Origin of the sequence: Plantibacter auratus, assembly GCF_050587365.1 — a bacterium.
Lineage (GTDB): Bacteria > Actinomycetota > Actinomycetes > Actinomycetales > Microbacteriaceae > Plantibacter > Plantibacter auratus.
This window is the reverse complement of record NZ_JBOBFV010000005.1, coordinates 80,526-98,723: the sequence shown is the minus strand read 5'-3', so window position 1 is coordinate 98,723 and position 18,198 is coordinate 80,526. Positions and strand designations below refer to the sequence as shown.

General features: G+C 67.3%; 14 protein-coding genes and 1 other RNA gene. 6 read left to right on the top strand and 9 right to left on the bottom strand.

What is annotated here, in order from left to right; translation table 11 throughout:
- Window positions 1-28: 28 nt before the first annotated feature.
- The 3 genes from ACQ3HE_RS17445 to ACQ3HE_RS17435 all read right to left on the bottom strand — a co-directional run bounded on the left by ACQ3HE_RS17445 (window position 29) and on the right by ACQ3HE_RS17435 (window position 2,855).
- Entirely contained in the window at window positions 29-1,072 is a 1,044-nt protein-coding gene (locus tag ACQ3HE_RS17445; RefSeq protein WP_086475010.1) for an AAA family ATPase, read from the bottom strand.
- On the bottom strand, window positions 1,069-1,698 hold the full coding sequence (locus ACQ3HE_RS17440) for a hypothetical protein (protein ID WP_430893621.1): 630 nt from the start codon (window positions 1,696-1,698) through the stop codon (window positions 1,069-1,071). Before ACQ3HE_RS17440 ends, ACQ3HE_RS17445 begins: the two co-directional genes overlap by 4 nt.
- Before the next feature lie 506 nt (window positions 1,699-2,204).
- A complete protein-coding gene (locus tag ACQ3HE_RS17435; protein ID WP_086475012.1) occupies window positions 2,205-2,855 on the bottom strand; it encodes an SDR family oxidoreductase in 651 nt (216 codons plus the stop codon).
- A 155-nt stretch (window positions 2,856-3,010) separates the two neighbouring features.
- On the opposite strand from ACQ3HE_RS17435, the gene ffs reads away from it, so the two are divergent.
- From ffs to ACQ3HE_RS17415, 4 genes are all read left to right on the top strand, one after another.
- An RNA gene (gene ffs / locus ACQ3HE_RS17430) (signal recognition particle sRNA small type) lies at window positions 3,011-3,107 on the top strand.
- A 208-nt stretch (window positions 3,108-3,315) separates the two neighbouring features.
- Complete coding sequence (gene pta / locus ACQ3HE_RS17425; RefSeq protein ID WP_064296374.1) at window positions 3,316-5,484, top strand: phosphate acetyltransferase; 2,169 nt, start codon at window positions 3,316-3,318, stop codon at window positions 5,482-5,484.
- Between the two features lie 12 nt (window positions 5,485-5,496).
- Window positions 5,497-6,720: an acetate/propionate family kinase gene (locus ACQ3HE_RS17420; RefSeq protein ID WP_430893620.1), complete on the top strand. Its 1,224-nt coding sequence runs from the start codon at window positions 5,497-5,499 to the stop codon at window positions 6,718-6,720.
- Window positions 6,721-7,083: 363 nt separating this feature from the next.
- Window positions 7,084-8,172 carry a hypothetical protein gene (locus ACQ3HE_RS17415; RefSeq protein WP_430893619.1) on the top strand — a complete coding sequence of 363 codons (1,089 nt, stop codon included), beginning with the start codon at window positions 7,084-7,086 and terminating at the stop codon, window positions 8,170-8,172.
- 575 nt (window positions 8,173-8,747) lie between these two features.
- On the opposite strand, the gene ACQ3HE_RS17410 is transcribed toward ACQ3HE_RS17415, so the two are convergent.
- Window positions 8,748-10,346, bottom strand: coding sequence for an HNH endonuclease signature motif containing protein (locus ACQ3HE_RS17410; protein ID WP_430893618.1), 1,599 nt, complete (start codon window positions 10,344-10,346; stop codon window positions 8,748-8,750).
- A gap of 151 nt (window positions 10,347-10,497) precedes the next feature.
- Here ACQ3HE_RS17410 and ACQ3HE_RS17405 point away from each other — a divergent pair, with 151 nt between their 5' ends.
- Window positions 10,498-10,851 carry a hypothetical protein gene (locus ACQ3HE_RS17405; protein WP_430893617.1) on the top strand — a complete coding sequence of 118 codons (354 nt, stop codon included), beginning with the start codon at window positions 10,498-10,500 and terminating at the stop codon, window positions 10,849-10,851.
- A gap of 346 nt (window positions 10,852-11,197) precedes the next feature.
- Here ACQ3HE_RS17405 and ACQ3HE_RS17400 read toward each other — a convergent pair whose 3' ends face one another.
- From ACQ3HE_RS17400 to ACQ3HE_RS17385, 4 genes are all read right to left on the bottom strand, one after another.
- Window positions 11,198-12,964, bottom strand: a complete 1,767-nt coding sequence (locus ACQ3HE_RS17400; protein WP_430893616.1) for an alkaline phosphatase family protein — start codon at window positions 12,962-12,964, stop codon at window positions 11,198-11,200.
- Window positions 12,965-13,187: 223 nt separating this feature from the next.
- Window positions 13,188-14,744, bottom strand: coding sequence for an LPXTG cell wall anchor domain-containing protein (locus ACQ3HE_RS17395; protein WP_430893615.1), 1,557 nt, complete (start codon window positions 14,742-14,744; stop codon window positions 13,188-13,190).
- 59 nt (window positions 14,745-14,803) lie between these two features.
- The gene (locus ACQ3HE_RS17390) at window positions 14,804-15,082 is read right to left on the bottom strand and encodes an alkaline phosphatase family protein (protein ID WP_430893802.1); all 279 of its coding nucleotides are present in this window, start codon (window positions 15,080-15,082) and stop codon (window positions 14,804-14,806) included.
- Between the two features lie 418 nt (window positions 15,083-15,500).
- Window positions 15,501-16,523, bottom strand: coding sequence for an acyltransferase family protein (locus tag ACQ3HE_RS17385; RefSeq protein WP_430893614.1), 1,023 nt, complete (start codon window positions 16,521-16,523; stop codon window positions 15,501-15,503).
- Between the two features lie 261 nt (window positions 16,524-16,784).
- On the opposite strand from ACQ3HE_RS17385, the gene ACQ3HE_RS17380 reads away from it, so the two are divergent.
- Entirely contained in the window at window positions 16,785-17,360 is a 576-nt protein-coding gene (locus tag ACQ3HE_RS17380) for an acyltransferase (protein ID WP_430893613.1), read from the top strand.
- On the opposite strand, the gene ACQ3HE_RS17375 is transcribed toward ACQ3HE_RS17380, so the two are convergent.
- Entirely contained in the window at window positions 17,347-17,877 is a 531-nt protein-coding gene (locus ACQ3HE_RS17375) for a glycosyltransferase (RefSeq protein ID WP_430893612.1), read from the bottom strand. The two genes, ACQ3HE_RS17380 and ACQ3HE_RS17375, sit on opposite strands and share 14 nt — an antisense overlap.
- Window positions 17,878-18,198: the final 321 nt, after the last annotated feature.

Below are 18,198 nucleotides of genomic sequence, written 5' to 3'. Positions count from 1 at the left end.
CCGGCGGTCGCGGTGCGGGGCCATCGGATCAGGACCTCAGCTCGGTGCGACCGGAGTGCGGCACGGGTGTCCGCTCCAGCAGCTCGACGAGCACCTCGGAGACCGCCTGGACGCCTGAGCGGTCGTGGGCGCTCACCGCGCGGCGGGTGGGGATGAGCCGGTGGGCGAGGACCGGTGCGAGCAGCTGGTCGATGTCGTCGGGTAAGACGAACTCGCGGCCGTCGAGCGCGGCGAGCACCTTGGCCGCGCGGACGAGTTGCAGGGTGGCGCGCGGGCTCGCGCCGAGCCGGAGTTCGGGGTGCACGCGGGTCGCCTGCACGAGCGAGACGCAGTACTGCTCGACGATCGGTGACACGAAGACACCGCGGGCCCAGGCGATGAGGCGCTCGACGTCGCCGCGTGAGGCGACCGGGCCGATGGTGTCGAGCGGGTTGACCGTGTCGCGCTGGCGGAGCATCGCGAGCTCGGCTGACGCGTCGGGGTATCCCATCGAGATACGCGCCATGAAGCGGTCGCGCTGGGCTTCCGGCAGGGCGTAGGTGCCCTCCATCTCGAGCGGGTTCTGCGTGGCGACGACCGTGAACGGCGACGGGAGGGCGTGCGTCTCGCCGTCGACCGTGACCTGACGCTCCTCCATCGATTCGAGCAGCGCCGACTGGGTCTTCGGCGAGGAGCGGTTGATCTCGTCGGCGATGACGATGTTCGCGAACACCGCTCCGGGCTTGAACTCGAACTCGCGGTCGACCTGGTTGAAGATCGAGACGCCGGTGACGTCCGACGGGAGCAGATCGGGCGTGAACTGGATGCGGCGGACGGTACTGCCGACGGAAGCGGCGAGGGCCTTCGCGAGGACCGTCTTGCCGACGCCGGGGACGTCCTCGATGAGCAGGTGACCCTCGGCGAGCATCACGATGAGGGCCATCCGGGCAGCGAACGGCTTGCCGTCGAGGACGCGCTCGACGTTGTCGAGGATGCGCTCGGCCAGTACCTGGAACTCCTCGGCGTTCAGCGCGGGCTTCAGCTCGGCGACGGTGTCCCGTGGGGCGCGGCTGGTGTTGCTCTGCTCGGTCATGGTCGGCTCCTGCGGTCGTGGTCGAGCATGCGCCTGAACAGCAGCGCGACGATGGTGGCGAGGCCGATCGTGATGAGGGTCGGGGCGAGCGCTCCGAGGAACTGCATCCAGAGGTAGTTGTCGGTCGGGCCGCTGTCGCCGACGAACCCGCGGTAGAGCAGGGTGAACGACTGCCACAGCCCCACACCGCCGCCGAGCGTGAGGACGACACCGACGATCCAGAGGACCCGTTCCCAGACCACGGCGCGGACGCGGTGGGCGTCGGCGGCGTCGAGGTACTCGTCGTACCGCTCCTGGTCGAACTCGGTCCGCTGCGCGTCGGGACCTGCCGCGCCAGGCTGATCGGCGACCGCCGCGGTGTCGCCGGTCCGGGCTTCGAACGGGTGGATGCGGCGATCGGTCTGTGAGGGCATGCCTCGGGACGGCTGGGCGCGCGGGCCGTCGTCGAACCGGTCGTCGGTCGGCGGGCGGACGGGGCGACCGTCGGTGGGCGGCTGGATGAGCTGCGGGGCGATCTCCTCGAGCGAGGCGAGGTGGCTGCGGCGGCCGGTGTCGGAGGCGTTCGGGCGCGTGCGCTCGTCGGTGTGTCCGCGCTGGAACGCGGGGTCGTAGCGTTGGTCCATCATCGGCCTCCGTCGCGCTGCGTACATCGTCCGGGCCGGAACCCGTTGCCCGATCCTAGGACTGATAACGAACAGGTAACACCCCTGGACGTGTCGCCCACAGGAACTCCATATGTGCGCCAGGTTGCGCGCACACGATGCCGGTGCGGGTCAGAGAACTCTTCGGAGCCGTCGTGGGCATCGGTTGTGTGGACCCGAGCACTGAGCACGTACCCGCTCGGTGAGACGACTTCCGGTCCCTGAACCCTCTCCGGTCCCTGAAACCCATTCCGGTCCCTGAGCTTGTCGAAGGGCGGTGTCCCGTGTGCACTTCGACAGGCTCAGTGACCGGTGTTCGTTGCCCGTCCCTGTTCCGGTCCTTGAAGCCCTCCACGGTCCTTGAAGCCCTCCACGGTCCCTGAAAACTCATTCCGGTCCCTGAGCTTGTCGAAGGGCGGTGTCCCGTGTGCACTTCGACAGGCTCAGTGACCGGTGTTCGTTGCCCGTCCCCGCTCAGGGAACGGACTGACTTACAGCGCCGCGAGCGCCTCGCGGATCGGGGTCTCGCCGCCGATGACCTCGAACTGGGTGCGGGACGCCGCGCCCGACTCGATGAGCGCGAACAGCACGGCGGCGACGTCGGCGCGCGGGATCGAGCCGCGGTCGGTGGTCGTCGCGGCGGTGATCGTGCCGGTCGGGGCGTCGTCCGTCAGGCCGCCCGGACGGACGATCGTCCAGTCGAGGTCGCGCCCGCGGAGGTCGGCGTCGGCTTCGGACTTCGCCCGCAGGTAGACCTGGAACACGTCGTCCGACTCCGGGTCGAAGTCGTCGGTGCTCATCGCCGACACCATGAGGTAGCGGGGGACCTTGGCGAGCTCGGCCGCCTCGGCGAGGAGGATGGCGCCGTCGCGGTCGAGGGTGAGCTTGCGGTCGGCGCCGCTGTTCGGGCCGGCTCCCGCCGCGAACACGACGACGTCGGCTCCGGCGAGTTCGTCGGCCAGTTCGGCTGCCGAGGAGTGCTCGAGGTCGAGGACGATGGCTCGGGAACCGATGCCCTGGAGTTCTCCGACCTGTTCGGGGTTGCGGATGATGCCGGCGGGGGAGTGTCCTGCTTCGGCGAGCAGTCGCTGCAGGTGCAGGGCGATCTGTCCGTGTCCTCCGGCGATGACGACGTCGGTCATGTGAGTCCTCTCGTTCGATGCGGTCCCGATCGGTGCGCCCGCCCGTTCGTGGGGGCGGCGGTCGACCGGTGGTCTGGGTCCAGTGGTCCCAGATCCGCCAGTCAACGCCTCAACCGGGGCGTACGCAACCCGGTCGCGGCTCGGGTACACTAGGTGACGGCTCCCCGCGTGGCGCCATCCAGGCCAACTCCCCCAGGGCGGAAACGCAGCAAGGGTAACCGGGCTCTGGCGGGTGCGCGGGGAGTCTTTTTCGTGCCCGCATTGCCTGCGGTGCCGTCTCCGGCCCGGCACGATCAGGCCGCCCGCGCCGCAGCAGGACGTCCGCCCCACAGCAGGACATCCGGCGCCGCTTCCTCCTGCTCTCGCGCCGATCTCCTGCGCTCGCGTCCGTCCGCCAGAGCACCACGACATTGTGCGCTTACCCAGCCCCCGCCGAGCCCGCCCCCGTAGGCTGGAAACCGTGGCGCGAAGCATTTACATCATCTCTGCCGAAGGACACTCCGGGAAGTCGACGGTGGCCCTCGGGGTCCTCGACACCCTGAGCCATCAGATCGAGCGGATCGGGGTGTTCCGCCCCATCGCACGGTCAACGACGAAACCCGACTACGTGCTCCAGCTGCTGCTCGAGCACGACGGCGTCGACCTCGCCTACGAGGACTGCATCGGCGTCAGCTACGACGACGTGCACACCGATCCCGAGGCGGCGCTCTCGCGCATCGTCCAGCGGTACAAGCACATCGAGGCGCAGTGCGACGCGGTCGTGATCCTCGGCTCCGACTACACCGACGTCGGCAGCCCGACGGAGCTCGGCTACAACGCGCGGATCGCCACCAACCTCGGTGCTCCGGTCCTCCTCGTGCTCGGCGGCCGGGCCGGTCAGGGTGCGGGGGAGCAGCTCGGCCAGTCCGTCGCCCGCACGCCCGACGACATGCGCAACATCGCCGAACTCGCCCTGGGCGAGCTCGCAGACGCCCACGCCCAGCTGCTCGCGGTCGTCGCGAACCGCGCCGATCCCGACAAGCTCCTCGAGATCACCGCAGCGATCAGCGACGCCATCCACCCGAACGGTTCCGCGAACGGTTCCGTCGTCGCCCCGGCCGGCCACGCCGCCGGCGCCGCGATGGTCCCCGTCTGGGCCATCCCTGAAGACACCTTCCTCATCGCCCCGACCATGGACAGCATCCTCGAGGCCGTCGACGGCACCCTCGTGAAGGGCAGCGAGGAGCTGCTCACCCGCGAGGCGCTCGGCGTCGTCGTGGCGGGCATGTCCATGGTGAACGTGCTCCCGCGCATCACCGAGGGATCCGTCATCGTGATCCCGGCAGACCGCACCGAAGTGCTGCTCGCCGCGCTGATGGCCAACGCTTCCGGCACGTTCCCGTCCATCGCGGGCATCGTGCTCAACGGTGGGTTCCCGCTGCCCGAGGTCGTGGAGGAGCTCATCTCCGGTCTCGGCGAGATCCCGCCGATCGTCAGCACCGACCTCGGCACCTACGACACCGCGGTCCGCGTCATGAACACCCGTGGCCGTCTCGCCGCCGACTCGCAGCGCAAGTACGACACCGCTCTCGCGCTGTTCGAGCAGAACGTCGACGCACCGCTCCTGCTCGAGCTGCTCAACGTGGCGCGCGCCGACGTCGTGACGCCCCTCATGTTCGAGTACGGCCTGCTGGAGCGCGCGCGGTCGAACCGCAAACACATCGTGCTGCCGGAGGGCGACGACGACCGCATCCTCCGCGCGGCCGGCACCCTGCTCGCCCGTGAGGTCGCCGACCTCACCATCCTCGGTGAGGAGATCGAGGTGCGCTCGCGGGCCATCGAGCTCGGCATCGACCTCAGCAAGGCGACCATCGTCAGCCCCTTCGACGCGGTGCTGCGCCTCAAGTTCGCCGAGGAGTACGCCAGGTTGCGGGCCCACAAGGGCGTCACGATCGACATGGCGAGCGACGCCGTCACCGACGTCTCCTACTTCGGCACGATGATGGTGCACCTCGGGCTCGCCGACGGCATGGTCTCGGGCGCCGCCCACACGACGGCGCACACCATCCGGCCGTCGTTCGAGATCATCAAGACGAAGCCCGGTGTCTCCGTGGTGTCGAGCGTGTTCCTCATGGCGCTCGCCGACCGCGTGCTCGTCTACGGCGACTGCGCGGTGAACCCCGACCCGACCGACGCCCAGCTCGCCGACATCGCGATCTCCTCGGCCGAGACGGCGGAGCAGTTCGGGATCGAGCAGCGCATCGCGATGCTGTCGTACTCCACCGGTGACTCCGGTGCCGGTGCCGACGTCGAGAAGGTCCGCTCAGCGACCCGGCAGGTGCGTGAGCGTCGGCCCGACCTCCTCGTCGAGGGGCCGATCCAGTACGACGCCGCCGCCGATGCCGCGGTGGCCGCGACGAAGATGCCCGACTCGCAGGTCGCCGGCCGCGCGACCGTGTTCATCTTCCCCGACCTCAACACCGGCAATAACACGTACAAGGCGGTGCAGCGTTCCGCGGGTGCCGTCGCGATCGGTCCGGTGCTGCAGGGGCTCAACAAGCCGATCAACGACCTGTCGCGCGGCGCGCTCGTGCAGGACATCGTCAACACCGTCGCGATCACCGCCATCCAGGCGCAGGAACAGGAATAGGTCCAGACACACATGCCCACCGTCCTCGTGGTGAACTCCGGTTCCTCGTCGTTCAAGTACCAGCTCATCGATGTCGAGACGGAGCGGACGCTCGCCAGCGGGCTCGTCGAACGCATCGGCGACGCGACGGGTGCCGCCGAGCACCGGTCCTACCTCCCGGACGCCGCGGGTGCGACGACGCCGCCCATCGAGGAGCGCTGGGTCATCGAGCGTGAGATCCCCGACCACACGGCGGGGTTCCGGGTCATGCTCGATGCGTTCGCCGAGCACGGGCCGTCACTCGACGAGCACGCGCCGATCGCGGTCGGCCACCGGGTGGTGCACGGTGGGAAGCGCTTCTTCGAGCCGACCGTGGTGACGGACCTCGTGAAGATCAACATCGAGGACATCTCCGAGCTGGCGCCGCTGCACAACCCGGCGAATCTGCAGGGCATCAACGCGGCGCAGGTCGCGTTCCCCGACGTCCCGCACGTGGCGGTGTTCGACACCGCGTTCCACCAGACCATCCCGGCCGCGGCGTACACGTATGCAATCGATGCGGAGCTCGCCGCGAAGCATCGCGTCCGTCGGTACGGCTTCCACGGCACCTCGCACAAGTTCGTGTCGGAGGCTGCGGCGGCGTTCCTCGACCGTCCGCTCGGTGAGCTGAAGCAGATCGTCTTCCACCTCGGCAACGGTGCGTCGGCGTGCGCGATCGACGGCGGCCGATCGGTCGACACCTCGATGGGCATGACGCCCCTCGAAGGACTCGTCATGGGGACGCGCTCCGGCGACCTCGACCCCGCGGTGCTGTTCCACCTGCATCGCAAGGCGGGGCTCGGGTTCGACGAGCTCGACACGTTGCTCAACCGCCGCAGTGGTCTGCTGGGGCTGTCGGGTACCGGAGACATGCGCGACGTCACCGAGTCCGCGTCGAAAGGCGACGAAGCGGCGCAGCTCGCACTCGACGTGACCGTCCACCGCCTGCGGCACTACCTCGGGGCGTACCTCGCGGTCCTCGGTGGTCTCGACGTGGTCGTGTTCACGGCGGGCGTCGGCGAGAACGCGCCGCTGATCCGTGCCGGTGCGGTGCAGGGCCTCGAAGGGCTCGGCATCATCCTTGACGAGGACCGCAACGCTGAGCGGTCGCGTGGCATCAGGGTGATCTCGACGGACGACTCCCCGGTGACCGTTCTCGTCGTCCCCACGAACGAGGAACTCGAGATCGCCCGCCAGACGGTCGCCGCCCTGGCGTAGCTGCGAGTCGCCGACCCTTCCGGTCCCTGAGCACCTCTTCCGGTCTCTGAGCACCTCTGCCGGTCCCTGAGCTAGTCGAAGGGTCCACGGGCGATCTGTTCGATCGGCGGATTTCGCGCGCGCACTTCGACAGGCTCAGTGACCGAAGTCGTCCTCAAGTACCTCTGCCGATCCCTGAGCACCCCTTCCGGTCCCTGAGCTTGTCGAAGGGCCCACGGGCGACCCTCGCTCCGATGTCCCCTGTGCGGAGGACAAAAGAATCAGTGGTTCCCCCTATTAACTTTCCCTGAGAATCCGCTTAGTCTCAGAAAACCAACAGGTACGTCGCGCCTGTCGGACCCCTAGACGAAAGTACTCACCTCAGTGAATTTGAAGACGTCACGCCGCACTGCGGCTCTCGCCACCGGCCTCGCAGTTGTCGCCGGATCCACCCTCCTCATCGCCGGACCCGCGTCCGCAGCTGAGATCCAGGTCACCGCAGATCAGATCGCTCCGAACGAGGCGAACTACGCCGGCTGGCACGAGGGTGTCGCCACGCCTGGTGCCCCGGCCGTCCTGAGCGACGCCGGTCTCACCATGACCGGTGACTCGCAGATCATCTACGGCTTCAACAACGACGGCGGTGTCCCGGTCGCTGCTGGCGGCTTCCTCGACGCAGCGGCGAGCATCAGCTACGCGTCTGTCGAAGACGACCTGTACTTCCAGATCCCCGTTTTCGCCGACGGCACTTCCGACACCTTCACAACGCTGCGTCCTGTGGCGCCGGGCGTCGACAACCTCGGTGGCGACTGGGTCGTCAGCCGGAACGTTCCGGGTCTGGCGACCGACGCGACCTACACGCCTGCAGAGCTCAGCGAAGCGCTCGGCGACTTCAACCTGCTCGCGTTCGGTGTCTTCGCCAACGCCGGCACGGTCGACACGCTGCAGTCGGTGACCTTCGGTGCGGACACGTACAACTTCGCCGCTCCGGTCGTCGCTCCGGTCTTCAACCCGGCGGTCTCCGTCGACCCCGACACGATCTACTTCTCCGACGTCCGCCCCGGCGGCGCCGGCTTCAGCGTGACCGTCACGGGCTTCACCCCGGGCGACACCCTGTCGTTCGCCGTGACCGACCCGAACGGTGAGATCTTCGGCTCCGCCGACGGCGCCAACACGGTCATCGCTGACGAGACCGGTGGCTTCGCAGCTTCGGGCCTCACCCTGCAGGGCGAGGGTATCCAGGTCGGCACCTACACGTTCACCGTGACCGACACCGCTGGCAACGCCCGCGCTGACTCCATCGCCGTCATCGCCGACCCGGTCGCCGCTGGCGCCCCGGCCGTCCCGACGCTGGCTGACACCGGCTCGGACTCGGGTGTCCTCGTCGGTGGCGCTGCCGCGCTGCTGCTGCTCGGTGCTGCCGGCATGCTGTTCGCCGCTGCTCGCCGCAAGGGCGCGCAGGTCACGGCCTAGTCTCACCCTTCGAAGCCCCGTCCCCGACTCCGGTCGAGGGCGGGGCTTCGTGCTGCCGTCGGGGTGCTGACACGTCGACAGGCTCAGTGACCGATAGCCCCGTTCCCTGAGACCGATAGCCGCCGTTCCCTGAGCTTGTCGAAGGGCAAGGTTTCTCGTGTGCATTTCGACAGGCTCAATGACCGGCTCTCCGTTCCGGAGCACTTCCCCTCGGTCCCCTGAGTGCTTCCCCCGGTCCCTGAGTGCTTCCCCCGGTCCCTGAGCGCTCCCTCGGTCCCTGAGCGTGTCGAAGGGTCGTCCGTGGTGCATTTCGACAGGCTCAATGACCGGGTCTCCGGCCCCTGAGCCTGTCGAACCCGGTTCGAGCCCCGCGGGGGAGGAAGGCGGAGTGGCAGCCCCATTGCTGCACTCCGCCCGGTCGCATGTGCCGGGACTGCTTGGCCCAGGCCATGCGCGCCGGCCATTTGCGCGTTCGGGTAACGAAAATGACCGGAACCCATACTTCGGAGCACTCCGCAGACCGGTTTGGGTCGGAATCGACGCCCGGGCCCGTACCCGGGAGTGCGATGGCGTCGTCAGGCGGCGCGCAACCTCGGCTTGCCGCCGCGGCGTGGAATGCGATGCGGATCGATATGCGCGGGCGGGATGAACCAGGGCACGTGGTCGCGCACGATGACCTCCCATCCGTCGTTGTGGATGCGATGGTGATGGAAGCTGCAGAGCAGGATGCCGTTGGACAGGTCGGTCGGTCCGCCTCGTGACCACCAGACGAGGTGATGGGCCTCGGTATACGACGGTGGATGGGTACAGCCGGTCCAGGCGCAGCCGCCATCACGCTCGGCGAGGGCCATCTTCTGCCCCTTGGTGAACAATCGTGTGCCAACTCCGAGGTCGAGCACCTGGGACGGCCCGCCGAGCACCATGGGGATGATCCGGCCATCGGCCGCCATGCACCGTGCGGTGCCGGCGGAGATCGGTTCGGAGACGCCGTCGATGTAGGCCTTGCCGTCGGACCACTGGCCGTCATCGGCCAGATCGGGTTCGTCCATGCGGATGATGAGGGAGACGGGCGCGAGTTCCATGACCGCTGACTCGCAACCTGCGGCGTGACGGAAGACCCCGACGAGGGCTTCCACCCGGCGTTCGTCCATCGTGCGGGTGTCTGGCATCTCTGCGGCCGGAACGTAGGCGTCGTCGAGGGGATCCGCGGAGGGCAGCTCACTGCTGGTCACTGCCGCCGCGGCCGCTTCATCGGAGGGATCGACGAACCGGACCTGCCGCAGCTGCTTGCCGACGACGGCGTCCATCGTCGCGCGGACCCATCCCGCCGCCTCGGGTGCGAGGAAGGCGCGGAGCTCGGTCATGCCGTCGGGGAGTTCGCGGAGGGTGCAGCGCTGCTGCTTCCGGAGCGCGATCTCCCGTGGCACAGGGCCGTCTTGGTCGAGGCTGGTGCGGACGAGCTTGGCGAGGCTGCTGACCTCGGCGAGCGGCGCACCGTCGCAGTGCTCGATGCCGGCGCTGACGGCACGGTGGATGCGTTCGTCGTCGACACCGGAGCCCACCAACCGCAGCTCGCGCAGCAGGATGCCCGCGCCCTCGACGCTGAGTGCGGACCGGACGAAGCCGGATGGGGTGGTCGCTTCGTCGTGGTCGACCGTGCACGTCGGGTTGTCGCCCTCGGACAGCGGCACGCAGGGGGCGTCAGTGGCGAGCCGGGGTTCGATGGCGGCGGCGATCTCGGGGCGGTCGCACTCGATGACGTCACCGGTGAGGGCGCGCTTGGGGGTGATCGCCTGGGCGACCGAGGTGATCGTGGCGGCGCGTCCGCGAGCGATGCGCCACCGCTCCGAGAGCATGACGGCCGGCGTCGCATACCCGTGGCTGCGGGCCAACGGGTCGTGGCCGACGATGCCGCCTCGGGAACGCTCCGACACCGAGCCCATGATGCGCGCGGCCAGGACCTCGACCACGTGCTGCACGGCACCCAGCTGGTCGAGGACGCGGACCACGCCCGCGTCGTTCATGCCGGCGAGCTGCTCGATGGCGTCGTCGCCTGGCCGGATCGGGTCGAGCGCGCCCGACCACGTGCGGAGGAGCTCGGACACCGTCTCGCTCAGCGTGCCCAAGGGGTCGGTGGAGACCGGACCGAGGGGAACGCGTGGGCTGCTGGACATGGGACCATCCAAACATGAGCCACTGACATTCGAACCCGGACCGATTCTCCCGCTGATCTGGGATATTTAGCCAACATCTGTTGCGCGCGAGTGCCTCTCCAGGCCTGCGAGCGGTGAGCGACTTCTCGCGTGGCCCGCGTACACTCGCCACATGCGCCCCCTCTCCGTCCGCGAGCGCGACCTCCTGGTCGCCATGGTCGCCCGTGGTACGGAGGACGGTGTTGATCGGGTGATCGCCGCCTCCGATCGGGAACGGTGGGCGGGACAACTCGCAGACATCTCGGTCCACGGGACGTGCGGTTGCGGCACCTGTCCCTCGATCGACCTTGTCCCTGAGAGCGACGACCGGCCCTCCACGGCGCGACAGATCGTCCTCGAAGCGAGTACCTCGACCGCGAGCCTGCTCCTCTATATCGAGGGTGACCGTCCGACGTACCTGGAACTCGCCCCGTGGGGCGATGAGCCGATCACCGAGTTCCCGCTGATGGCAGACGTCGAGTTCTGAGGTCGCACCTCGACGGGGGTCGCCGCCCTTCGACAAGCTCAGGGACCGGGAAAGGTACTGAAAGACCGGGTGGTGTGCGCAGGAATCGGGAGGGGTGCCTCAGGGACCGGGAAAGGTGCTCAGAGACCGAGTGGGGTGCTCGGGGACCGGGAAGGGTGCGCCGGGACTGGGTGGGTGCGCAGGGATCGGGAGGGGTGCTCGGGGCCGGGAGCGGTGCTCAGGTATCGGGAGGGTGCTCGGGGACCGGGGAGGTCGGGGCCGGGAGCGGTGCGGAGAGGACCGGAGCGTTCGCATCCGTCTCGATCCGGTTCGGTCCCTGAGCTTGTCGAAGGGCACCACCGCCCGCTCAGTCCCGCGTGCCGAACAGGCCTTCACCGTGCTTCGTCAGCACCTCGTAGGCGTCGGCGTAGTTGTCCGGTAGCGGGGCGCCCGGTTCGTACTTCGCGAGGAGGATCCCGATGAGTCCGAGGGCCGGCGGCGTGAGCGGTCGCTTGCGGTCCTTGTCCTTGTCGGCGCGGGCGTTCGCCTCGGGGTTCGGCGGCACGTAGGCGGGCGTCACCGTCGGCCACAGCACCGGTTGCCTCGGTGAGGTGAGGTTCACGGCGTTGAAGATGCTCGTGGCGGTGCGGTCGCGTTCGGTCAGCGGGTCGAGTCCATGAAGCTCGGCGAGGGTCTTCATGAGTGAGCCGTGATGCATCTCCTCGTTGATGACGCTGCCAGCCTTCGTGTACGCGGAGATGACGATCGTCGGCACCCGCAGGCCGAGGCGGTCGAAGGTGAAGCCCATCTCGCCCGCCTCCGGCTCGCCCGACGGCGGGGTCGCCTCAGGTGGTGCGACGTGGTCGTAGATGCCGCCGTGTTCGTCGAAGGTGACGAGCATGACCGTGTTCATCGCGTTCGAGCCGGTGGTCGACGCCCCGTGCTTGATCGACGTGTAGACCTCGCCGAGGAGTTGCTCGCCGGCGCGCATGTCGGAGTAGGCGGAGTCGAGCTCCGGGTCGACGTCGTCCCGGCTCGGGTTGTCGGGACGGACGACCGGCGGGTGCATGTCGTTGTGGTCGAACACCATGCGTGGTTCGACGAAGGCGTAGTCGGGCAGGTCACCGTTCGCCGCGTCCTCGTGGAACTGCTCCATGCTGCGGAAGTTGCTCTTCCAGAATCGCTCGATCGACGGTGCGCTCAGGAGACCGGTGAGGGACACGACCTGCTGGGCGTCGTAGTAGACGCGCCAGGTCTTGCCGGCCTCCTCGAGCCGGTTGAACACGGTGGGGACGGCCGGTGCGCTCAGCCACTTGCCGATCCCGTCGCCCTCGATGTTGGTGACGTAGCCGTGGGAGGTGCTCGCGTGGAAGAAGGAGCGGTTGCAGAAGGTCTGGGAGGGGACCGCCGCGTACCAGTGGTCGTAGACGCCGAAGTTCTTGGCGAGCGTGGACAGCACCGGCAGCATCTCGGGGGAGAAGCCTCCCATCACGGTGGAGTACTCCTCGGGCGTCGGCTTGCGTCCGCGGGCGAGCGTCGAGTTGACGATGTAGTCCTTGACGAAGCCGTCGTTCTTGGGCGAGGAGGTGTCGGCCGGGAGGTTCCACGGTGGCTGCAGCGGATTGCGGAGGTCGCCGTTGCTCTCGGGGTCGATGGTGCCGAAGAGCTGCGTGTTGACGTGTGGGTAGAACTCGCCGGGGTCCGGGTCGGGTTGCGCCATGATCTGGTCGGTGGGGCCCGTGTAGACGTGGGCGGGGACGGGTTCGCCGGACTCGCCGGGGTTGCTGTAGTCGCCCTGGGCGAGGCCGTCGAAGGTCTGGCCGGCCGGTTCACCACCCGCTGGGTAGAGCCACCCGAGCATGTGGTCGAAGGAGCGGTTCTCGAACATCACGACGACGACGTGGTCGAAGCCCGGTTCGCTGCGCTTGGGGAGCGGCGTGAAGCCGTAGTCCTCCTGCGGGTTGGCTGCGGTGGCGGCTGCGATCCCGCCGGCGACCGCTCCGCCCGCTGCCAGCCCGGCGACGCCGAAGCCTGCCGCGCGGAAGAAGTCTCGGCGGGAGGCCGGGCGTTTGGTGCGGGCCTCGGGCTGGGACTCCTGGCCGGGATCCGGACGCGGTTCCTCGTCGTGTGCCACTCGAGCCTCCCCCTGATCGGCGGCGACGCCTGGTCGGGGGTCGCCGCTGTGCTGCCTAGCGTAGACGCGCGACGGATGTCGTGCTGTGGGCGAGTGGGGGATTGCTCCCGCCTCGCCGTGCTGCGCTGGGCGAGCTGCACCGGTGTGCGGGACCCCCGTAAACGACGAAGCCAGCGGGCTGCTCCGAGTGGAGCGAGCCCGCCGGCAGCGGTCGTGATGGTGACTAGGCGCGCGGTGCGGGGGTGTTCGCTGCGGCGCGAGCCGTGCGGACCGAGCGCGTGCGGACGAGCATCAGCAGGATGCCGGCAGCGGCGAGCAGGCCTGCAGCACCGATGAGGGACGGCGACTCGACGCCCGTCTTCGCCAGGGTGGCGGGGGAGTTCGTCGGTCCGGTGGCGTTTCCGTTGTCGATGACGACGGGGGCGGCGGCTACCGTGAACTCGACCGGGTCGGAGATCGGCGAGACGGGAACGAGGCGCTCAGCGGTCGAGTCGATGAGCACGGCGAATGCGACGTAGTCGCCGGCGCCGAGGCTGAGCATGATGTTCCAGTTTCCCGAGTTGTCGACGCGCACCGCGGAGAGCGGGTAGACGGGCTCGGCTGCAGCTGCGGAGACGTCCCCCGCGCGTGCTCCGGCGGCGGCCGCCGACAACAGGAGGTCGGTCTGGGAGGAACGCGCGGTCGGGTTCTCGACCAGTTCGCGCGGAACGGCGACCATGTACACATCGGTCCCGCGAGTCGCGGTGCCGGTGAAGTACACGAATCCAGGGGTCACCGTCTGACCCTGCGTGGGGCTGGTGAAGACCGGTGCGTCGTAGAACACCGGCTCAGACGTCGGCAGGGTGATGACGCGGGTGATGGCGCCGAGGTACTTGTCGCCGAGCGTCTCGTACACCGCGAAGGAACGCTCGCCGGAGAAGCTGGCGAAGGACAGCTCGGCGCTCCACACGCCGTTGACGACGGTGACGCTGTTCTCGCCGTTGACCGGGCGGCCGAGCGAGTCGTTGACGGTGACGATGGCACCGTCAGTGCCCGTACCGGTGAAGGTGATGTCGGCGGTGGTGAACACGTCACCGTTGTTCGGGGAGGTGATCGTGAAGGTCGGCGCGGGTACCGTGATGGTGCGCTCGATGGTGTTCACGACTGCGTTGTTGACCGACTCTTCGATCGTGAGCGTCTGCACGCCGTCGTACGTGGCGAAGGAGAGGTCCGTCGTCCACGTGCCGTCGAAGGCGGTCACGTCGCTCTGCCCGGGGACACGCTCGCCGCTTGCGTCCCGGATGGTGATGACGGCCCCGACCGTGCTGGTGCCAGAGAACGTGATGTAGCTGTCGGTGAAGATCTGGCCGTTCGTCGGAGCGGCGACGTCGAAGGAGTCGACCGGCGCTGCGGGTGCTTCCGGGAGGTTGAAGTTCACCGGGACGGCGGCTTCGGAACCGTCTTCGACGGTGACGAAGATGGACTGCGCGACGGTGTCGTTGTCGTCGTAGGGCGTGAGCGTGATGTCGAAGGTGCCCTGTGCGGCCTCGGCTTCGGCGGTGACGGCACCGCGGCCGAGCTCTTCCGTCTGTGCTGCGTTGAGCACGACGACCGTGGCGTCTGCCGGTGCGAGACCGGTGACCTCGACGGTGCGCGAGGCGACGGTCGAGCCATCAGCAGGCGCGGTGACGGTCAGCAGGCTCGCGGCGTTCGCGGCCGGAGCGGTGAGCACCGACCCGCCGACGACGAGCGCAAGCAGGGCGGGCGTGGCGAGCAGCGCGCGCCAACGAGAGCGGATCATGTGGTTCCCCCAGAAGAAATTCGCAACGACCGGACTCGGTCGGCTCCTCAACTTAGCATTCAGGTGATTCCCAAACAGGCATGCAGGGGTGGGGCTAGGGAGGTTTGTCCTAGGCCTGGTGTGGCCCTCGTGTACATGTGGGCGGGGACGGCTTCGCCCGACTCGCCGGGGTTGCTGTAGTCGCCCTGGGCGAGGCCGTCGAAGGTCTGGCCGGCCGGTTCGCTCCCGGCGGGGTAGAGCCAGCCGAGCATATGGTCGAACGAGCGGTTCTCGAACACCACGACGACGACGTGGTCGAAGCCCGATTCGCTGCGCTTGGGGGCGGCGTGAAGCCGCAGTCCTCCTGCGGGTTGGCTGCGGTGGCGACTGCTATCCCGCCGGCGACGGCACCCCCGGCAGCGAGACCGGCGACGCCGAAGCCTGCGGGGCGGAAGAAGTCGCGCCGCGAGGTGGGGCGTTTGGGGTGGGAGTCGGGTCGGCTGGTGACGCGTGGTCGTGGATCGGGTCCGTGTTGTGGACCTCGTCTCGTGTCATCCCTTCCTCCCCTTCCCCGCGGAGCCACGTTCTCGGCGACGCATCTGTGGTCTAGACGCATGCGTCTGTGATCTTCGCCGATGCGATGGCGAGAAGCCCTCGTTCCGATATCACAATTGAGGTACAGCGAAATAGCAGCACGAGAGAAATGCTCGGCGAGATCCAAAAACTACCCACAAACCGGAGGATCTGCCACTACTAGTGCACACCGCGACACACTCCTCACCGCAGCGGAGATCGCAATGTTCGCTTCTTTGTCAGCTTCCGTCCGATCTCTATACTCGGCAGCTCAACCCAACGATGCATCGACCACGCAACGAGAACAGACGCAACTCCAGCTGTCAACACGTACACCGCCGGTCCCAGGTCCATGTATTTGTTGAATGTATGTGTGATCGTGATGTGGAAGAGGTAAAGAGCGTAACTCACTCCCCCGAGCCAGACGAGCGAACGAGGCAGCGTCCGTGCTCTCGCGACGTAGAAGATCAGGAATACCGCGACGCCGATCAGGAAGGACGCCGAGTAGGTAAGAGGCGGCCACTCGCCGTCGGAACCGCGAAGGAAGGCGCCAGCCGGTCCGATAATCGCTCCAGCTAGTGCGAGCCACCGCCAGACGGTTGATCCTTCGCTGTCGCGGAGGTGAAGGGCGTGGCCAAGGGCGGCACAGAACATGAGCAGAGGCAGGGTAACCGGCAGGTCTATTTGTAGTACAGCCGCTCCTACGCAGAGTGCAAGGTAAAGCGCGAGCCATACCCATCCTGCGTGAACCGCAAGGTTTAGGCGCCCGATTCGCTTTGCGAATGACGACTGGGCATAGAAAAGCAACTCGATCGACAACGTCCACGCGGGAGGAAGTATGCTCACTAGCCCAATGAGCCCGTTCAGCATCAGAAGGTTCAGCCCCCATACCCACCAAGGTGCAGGAGCGATGCTGTCTTGGGCGAAGAGCGCGTAGACGCCGAACGCAACCCAGTAGACGGGGAAAAGGCGGAAAAAGCGCCTAATCCAGAACGTGCGCTGGGTCTGTCCGGCCAGGCTGAGAGGGATCACATACCCGCTCACGATGAAGAACGTGACGACGCCAACGCGACCTGGGTCGAACACAGTGTGTGAGAACCCCCGGTACTCGGGAGCTACGTTTACAAGTAAATGATGGATGACGACGAGGGAGGCCGCGATTCCGCGTGCCACCTCAAGGAAGAGGATCCGCCGACCGTTTACTGTTGCCCCCGCAGACCCTGCCATGCACCCATGCTAGCGGGCGGCTGTCTCGCGCGGCCGGCGCCTGGGGCCGCCGGAGGACGTCGAACGAGCAGATTGAACCCACGGGGTTCTCGGCCAGCCCGCAGCCTCTGAGAAAACTTGCTTCGAAGCTGACAAACGTTATCTGTGAGGGACAGCGTCCGCGCAGCTGTCATTGGTCCAGGCCTGGCTAGGTCTGCCTGAGAAACCACTCAGCGGACCAGGTAACTCACTCTTACTACGCGGTCCTGTTACCCTCAGAAAATGGGTGTCCGTCAGGATCTGAACAGTGCACTGGCCGGATGGGTCAGAAATCGCCTCGCCGCAAGCGCGCTGGGTGTTCGCCCACTCCGGCGATGGATGTTGAATCAGGTGGGGTTAAAGATCGGCAAGAACTCTCTCATCGGTGCCATGAACTACTTCGGGGGGACGGATATCGTCATCGGCGATCGCTGCTGGACGAATCGTGGTGTGTACTTCGACAACTCTGGACCGATCCGAATCGGGGACGATGTGTTGATCGGCCCGGAGGTTATGTTCGTGACGAGTGCTCACGCGATTGGATCAGCGGGCAGACGCGGTGGCACGCCAACTCAAGCCTCGATTTCTGTCGATTCTGGTGCCTGGCTGGGGGCCCGAGCAACCATCCTGCCGGGTGCTCGCATCGGGCGCGGTGCCGTGATCGCTGCTGGTGCTGTAGTGACCGGGCTGTGCGAGGGTGATGCCGTCTACGGAGGGGTGCCGGCTCGACTCCTCTACCGCCTCGCTCCCGACGGATCCCGGGCGGACCGAGAGGACCTCATCACAGACGGCGACAAGAGTGGAATCACTCTGACCTGAGCGCCTGGAGCCATGACAATCGCGCGCTTTCAGCCCTATCGTTGGCTGTCCACATATTCGTCGATGTCGGCCCGGAGACAGCTCGAAGCGCGGCGATCGCCAGCGCCTTGTAATCGGCAGGCTCCACGAGAGCCTGGGGCCTCAGATGCTCCGAGAGGGCTCCGCCGCGGAATGCTACGACGCGCGTGCCGGCAGTCAGCGCAAGATTGACGGTCCCGCTCTCGGTTACGCCCTCGTATGGGGCGACCAGTACATCGGCCCAGGCTAGGGCCTCGGCGAGCTCTGGATCGGCTATCCACTCGCTTCGGGAGCGATTGTCGATGGTCAGATGCTTCGGTCGAAATGTTAGGTCGATGTGAGGTCGCGTTAGCATTCTGAGCTCCAGAGCGCTTCCGACCGTGTCGAGCTCGGAGAGCAGTGCTTCCAAGTCTCGGAACTTGTCGGGCTCGTACCGCCCGAAAATGAGCAGACGGCCACGAGAACCATCGACGGTGGTGCCGTCGGTGGACTCTGGCATGTTCGCGGATACCCATTGTAGGTATGGCGGATGCTGCACCACCTCCGATGTGAGCCCGGTCAACTGGTGCAGATGCTCACCGAGGGTGGCTGAATGCACCAGTCGATTTGCTCTCTGAAGGTAATAACGTTCTACTATTCGCCTCCAGCCGCGTGGCCAACGATCTGAAGTTGGATTATGTACGACCGCATGAAGACGCCTTCTGGGCCCGCCGGCCAGCGCTGCAAGAACGATCTTCTGATACGGACGAGCCCAGACGACAATTACTGGGTTGCTGGGATCGGAACGGACTGCTACTTCGACGAGCGAGCGGATCTCGTG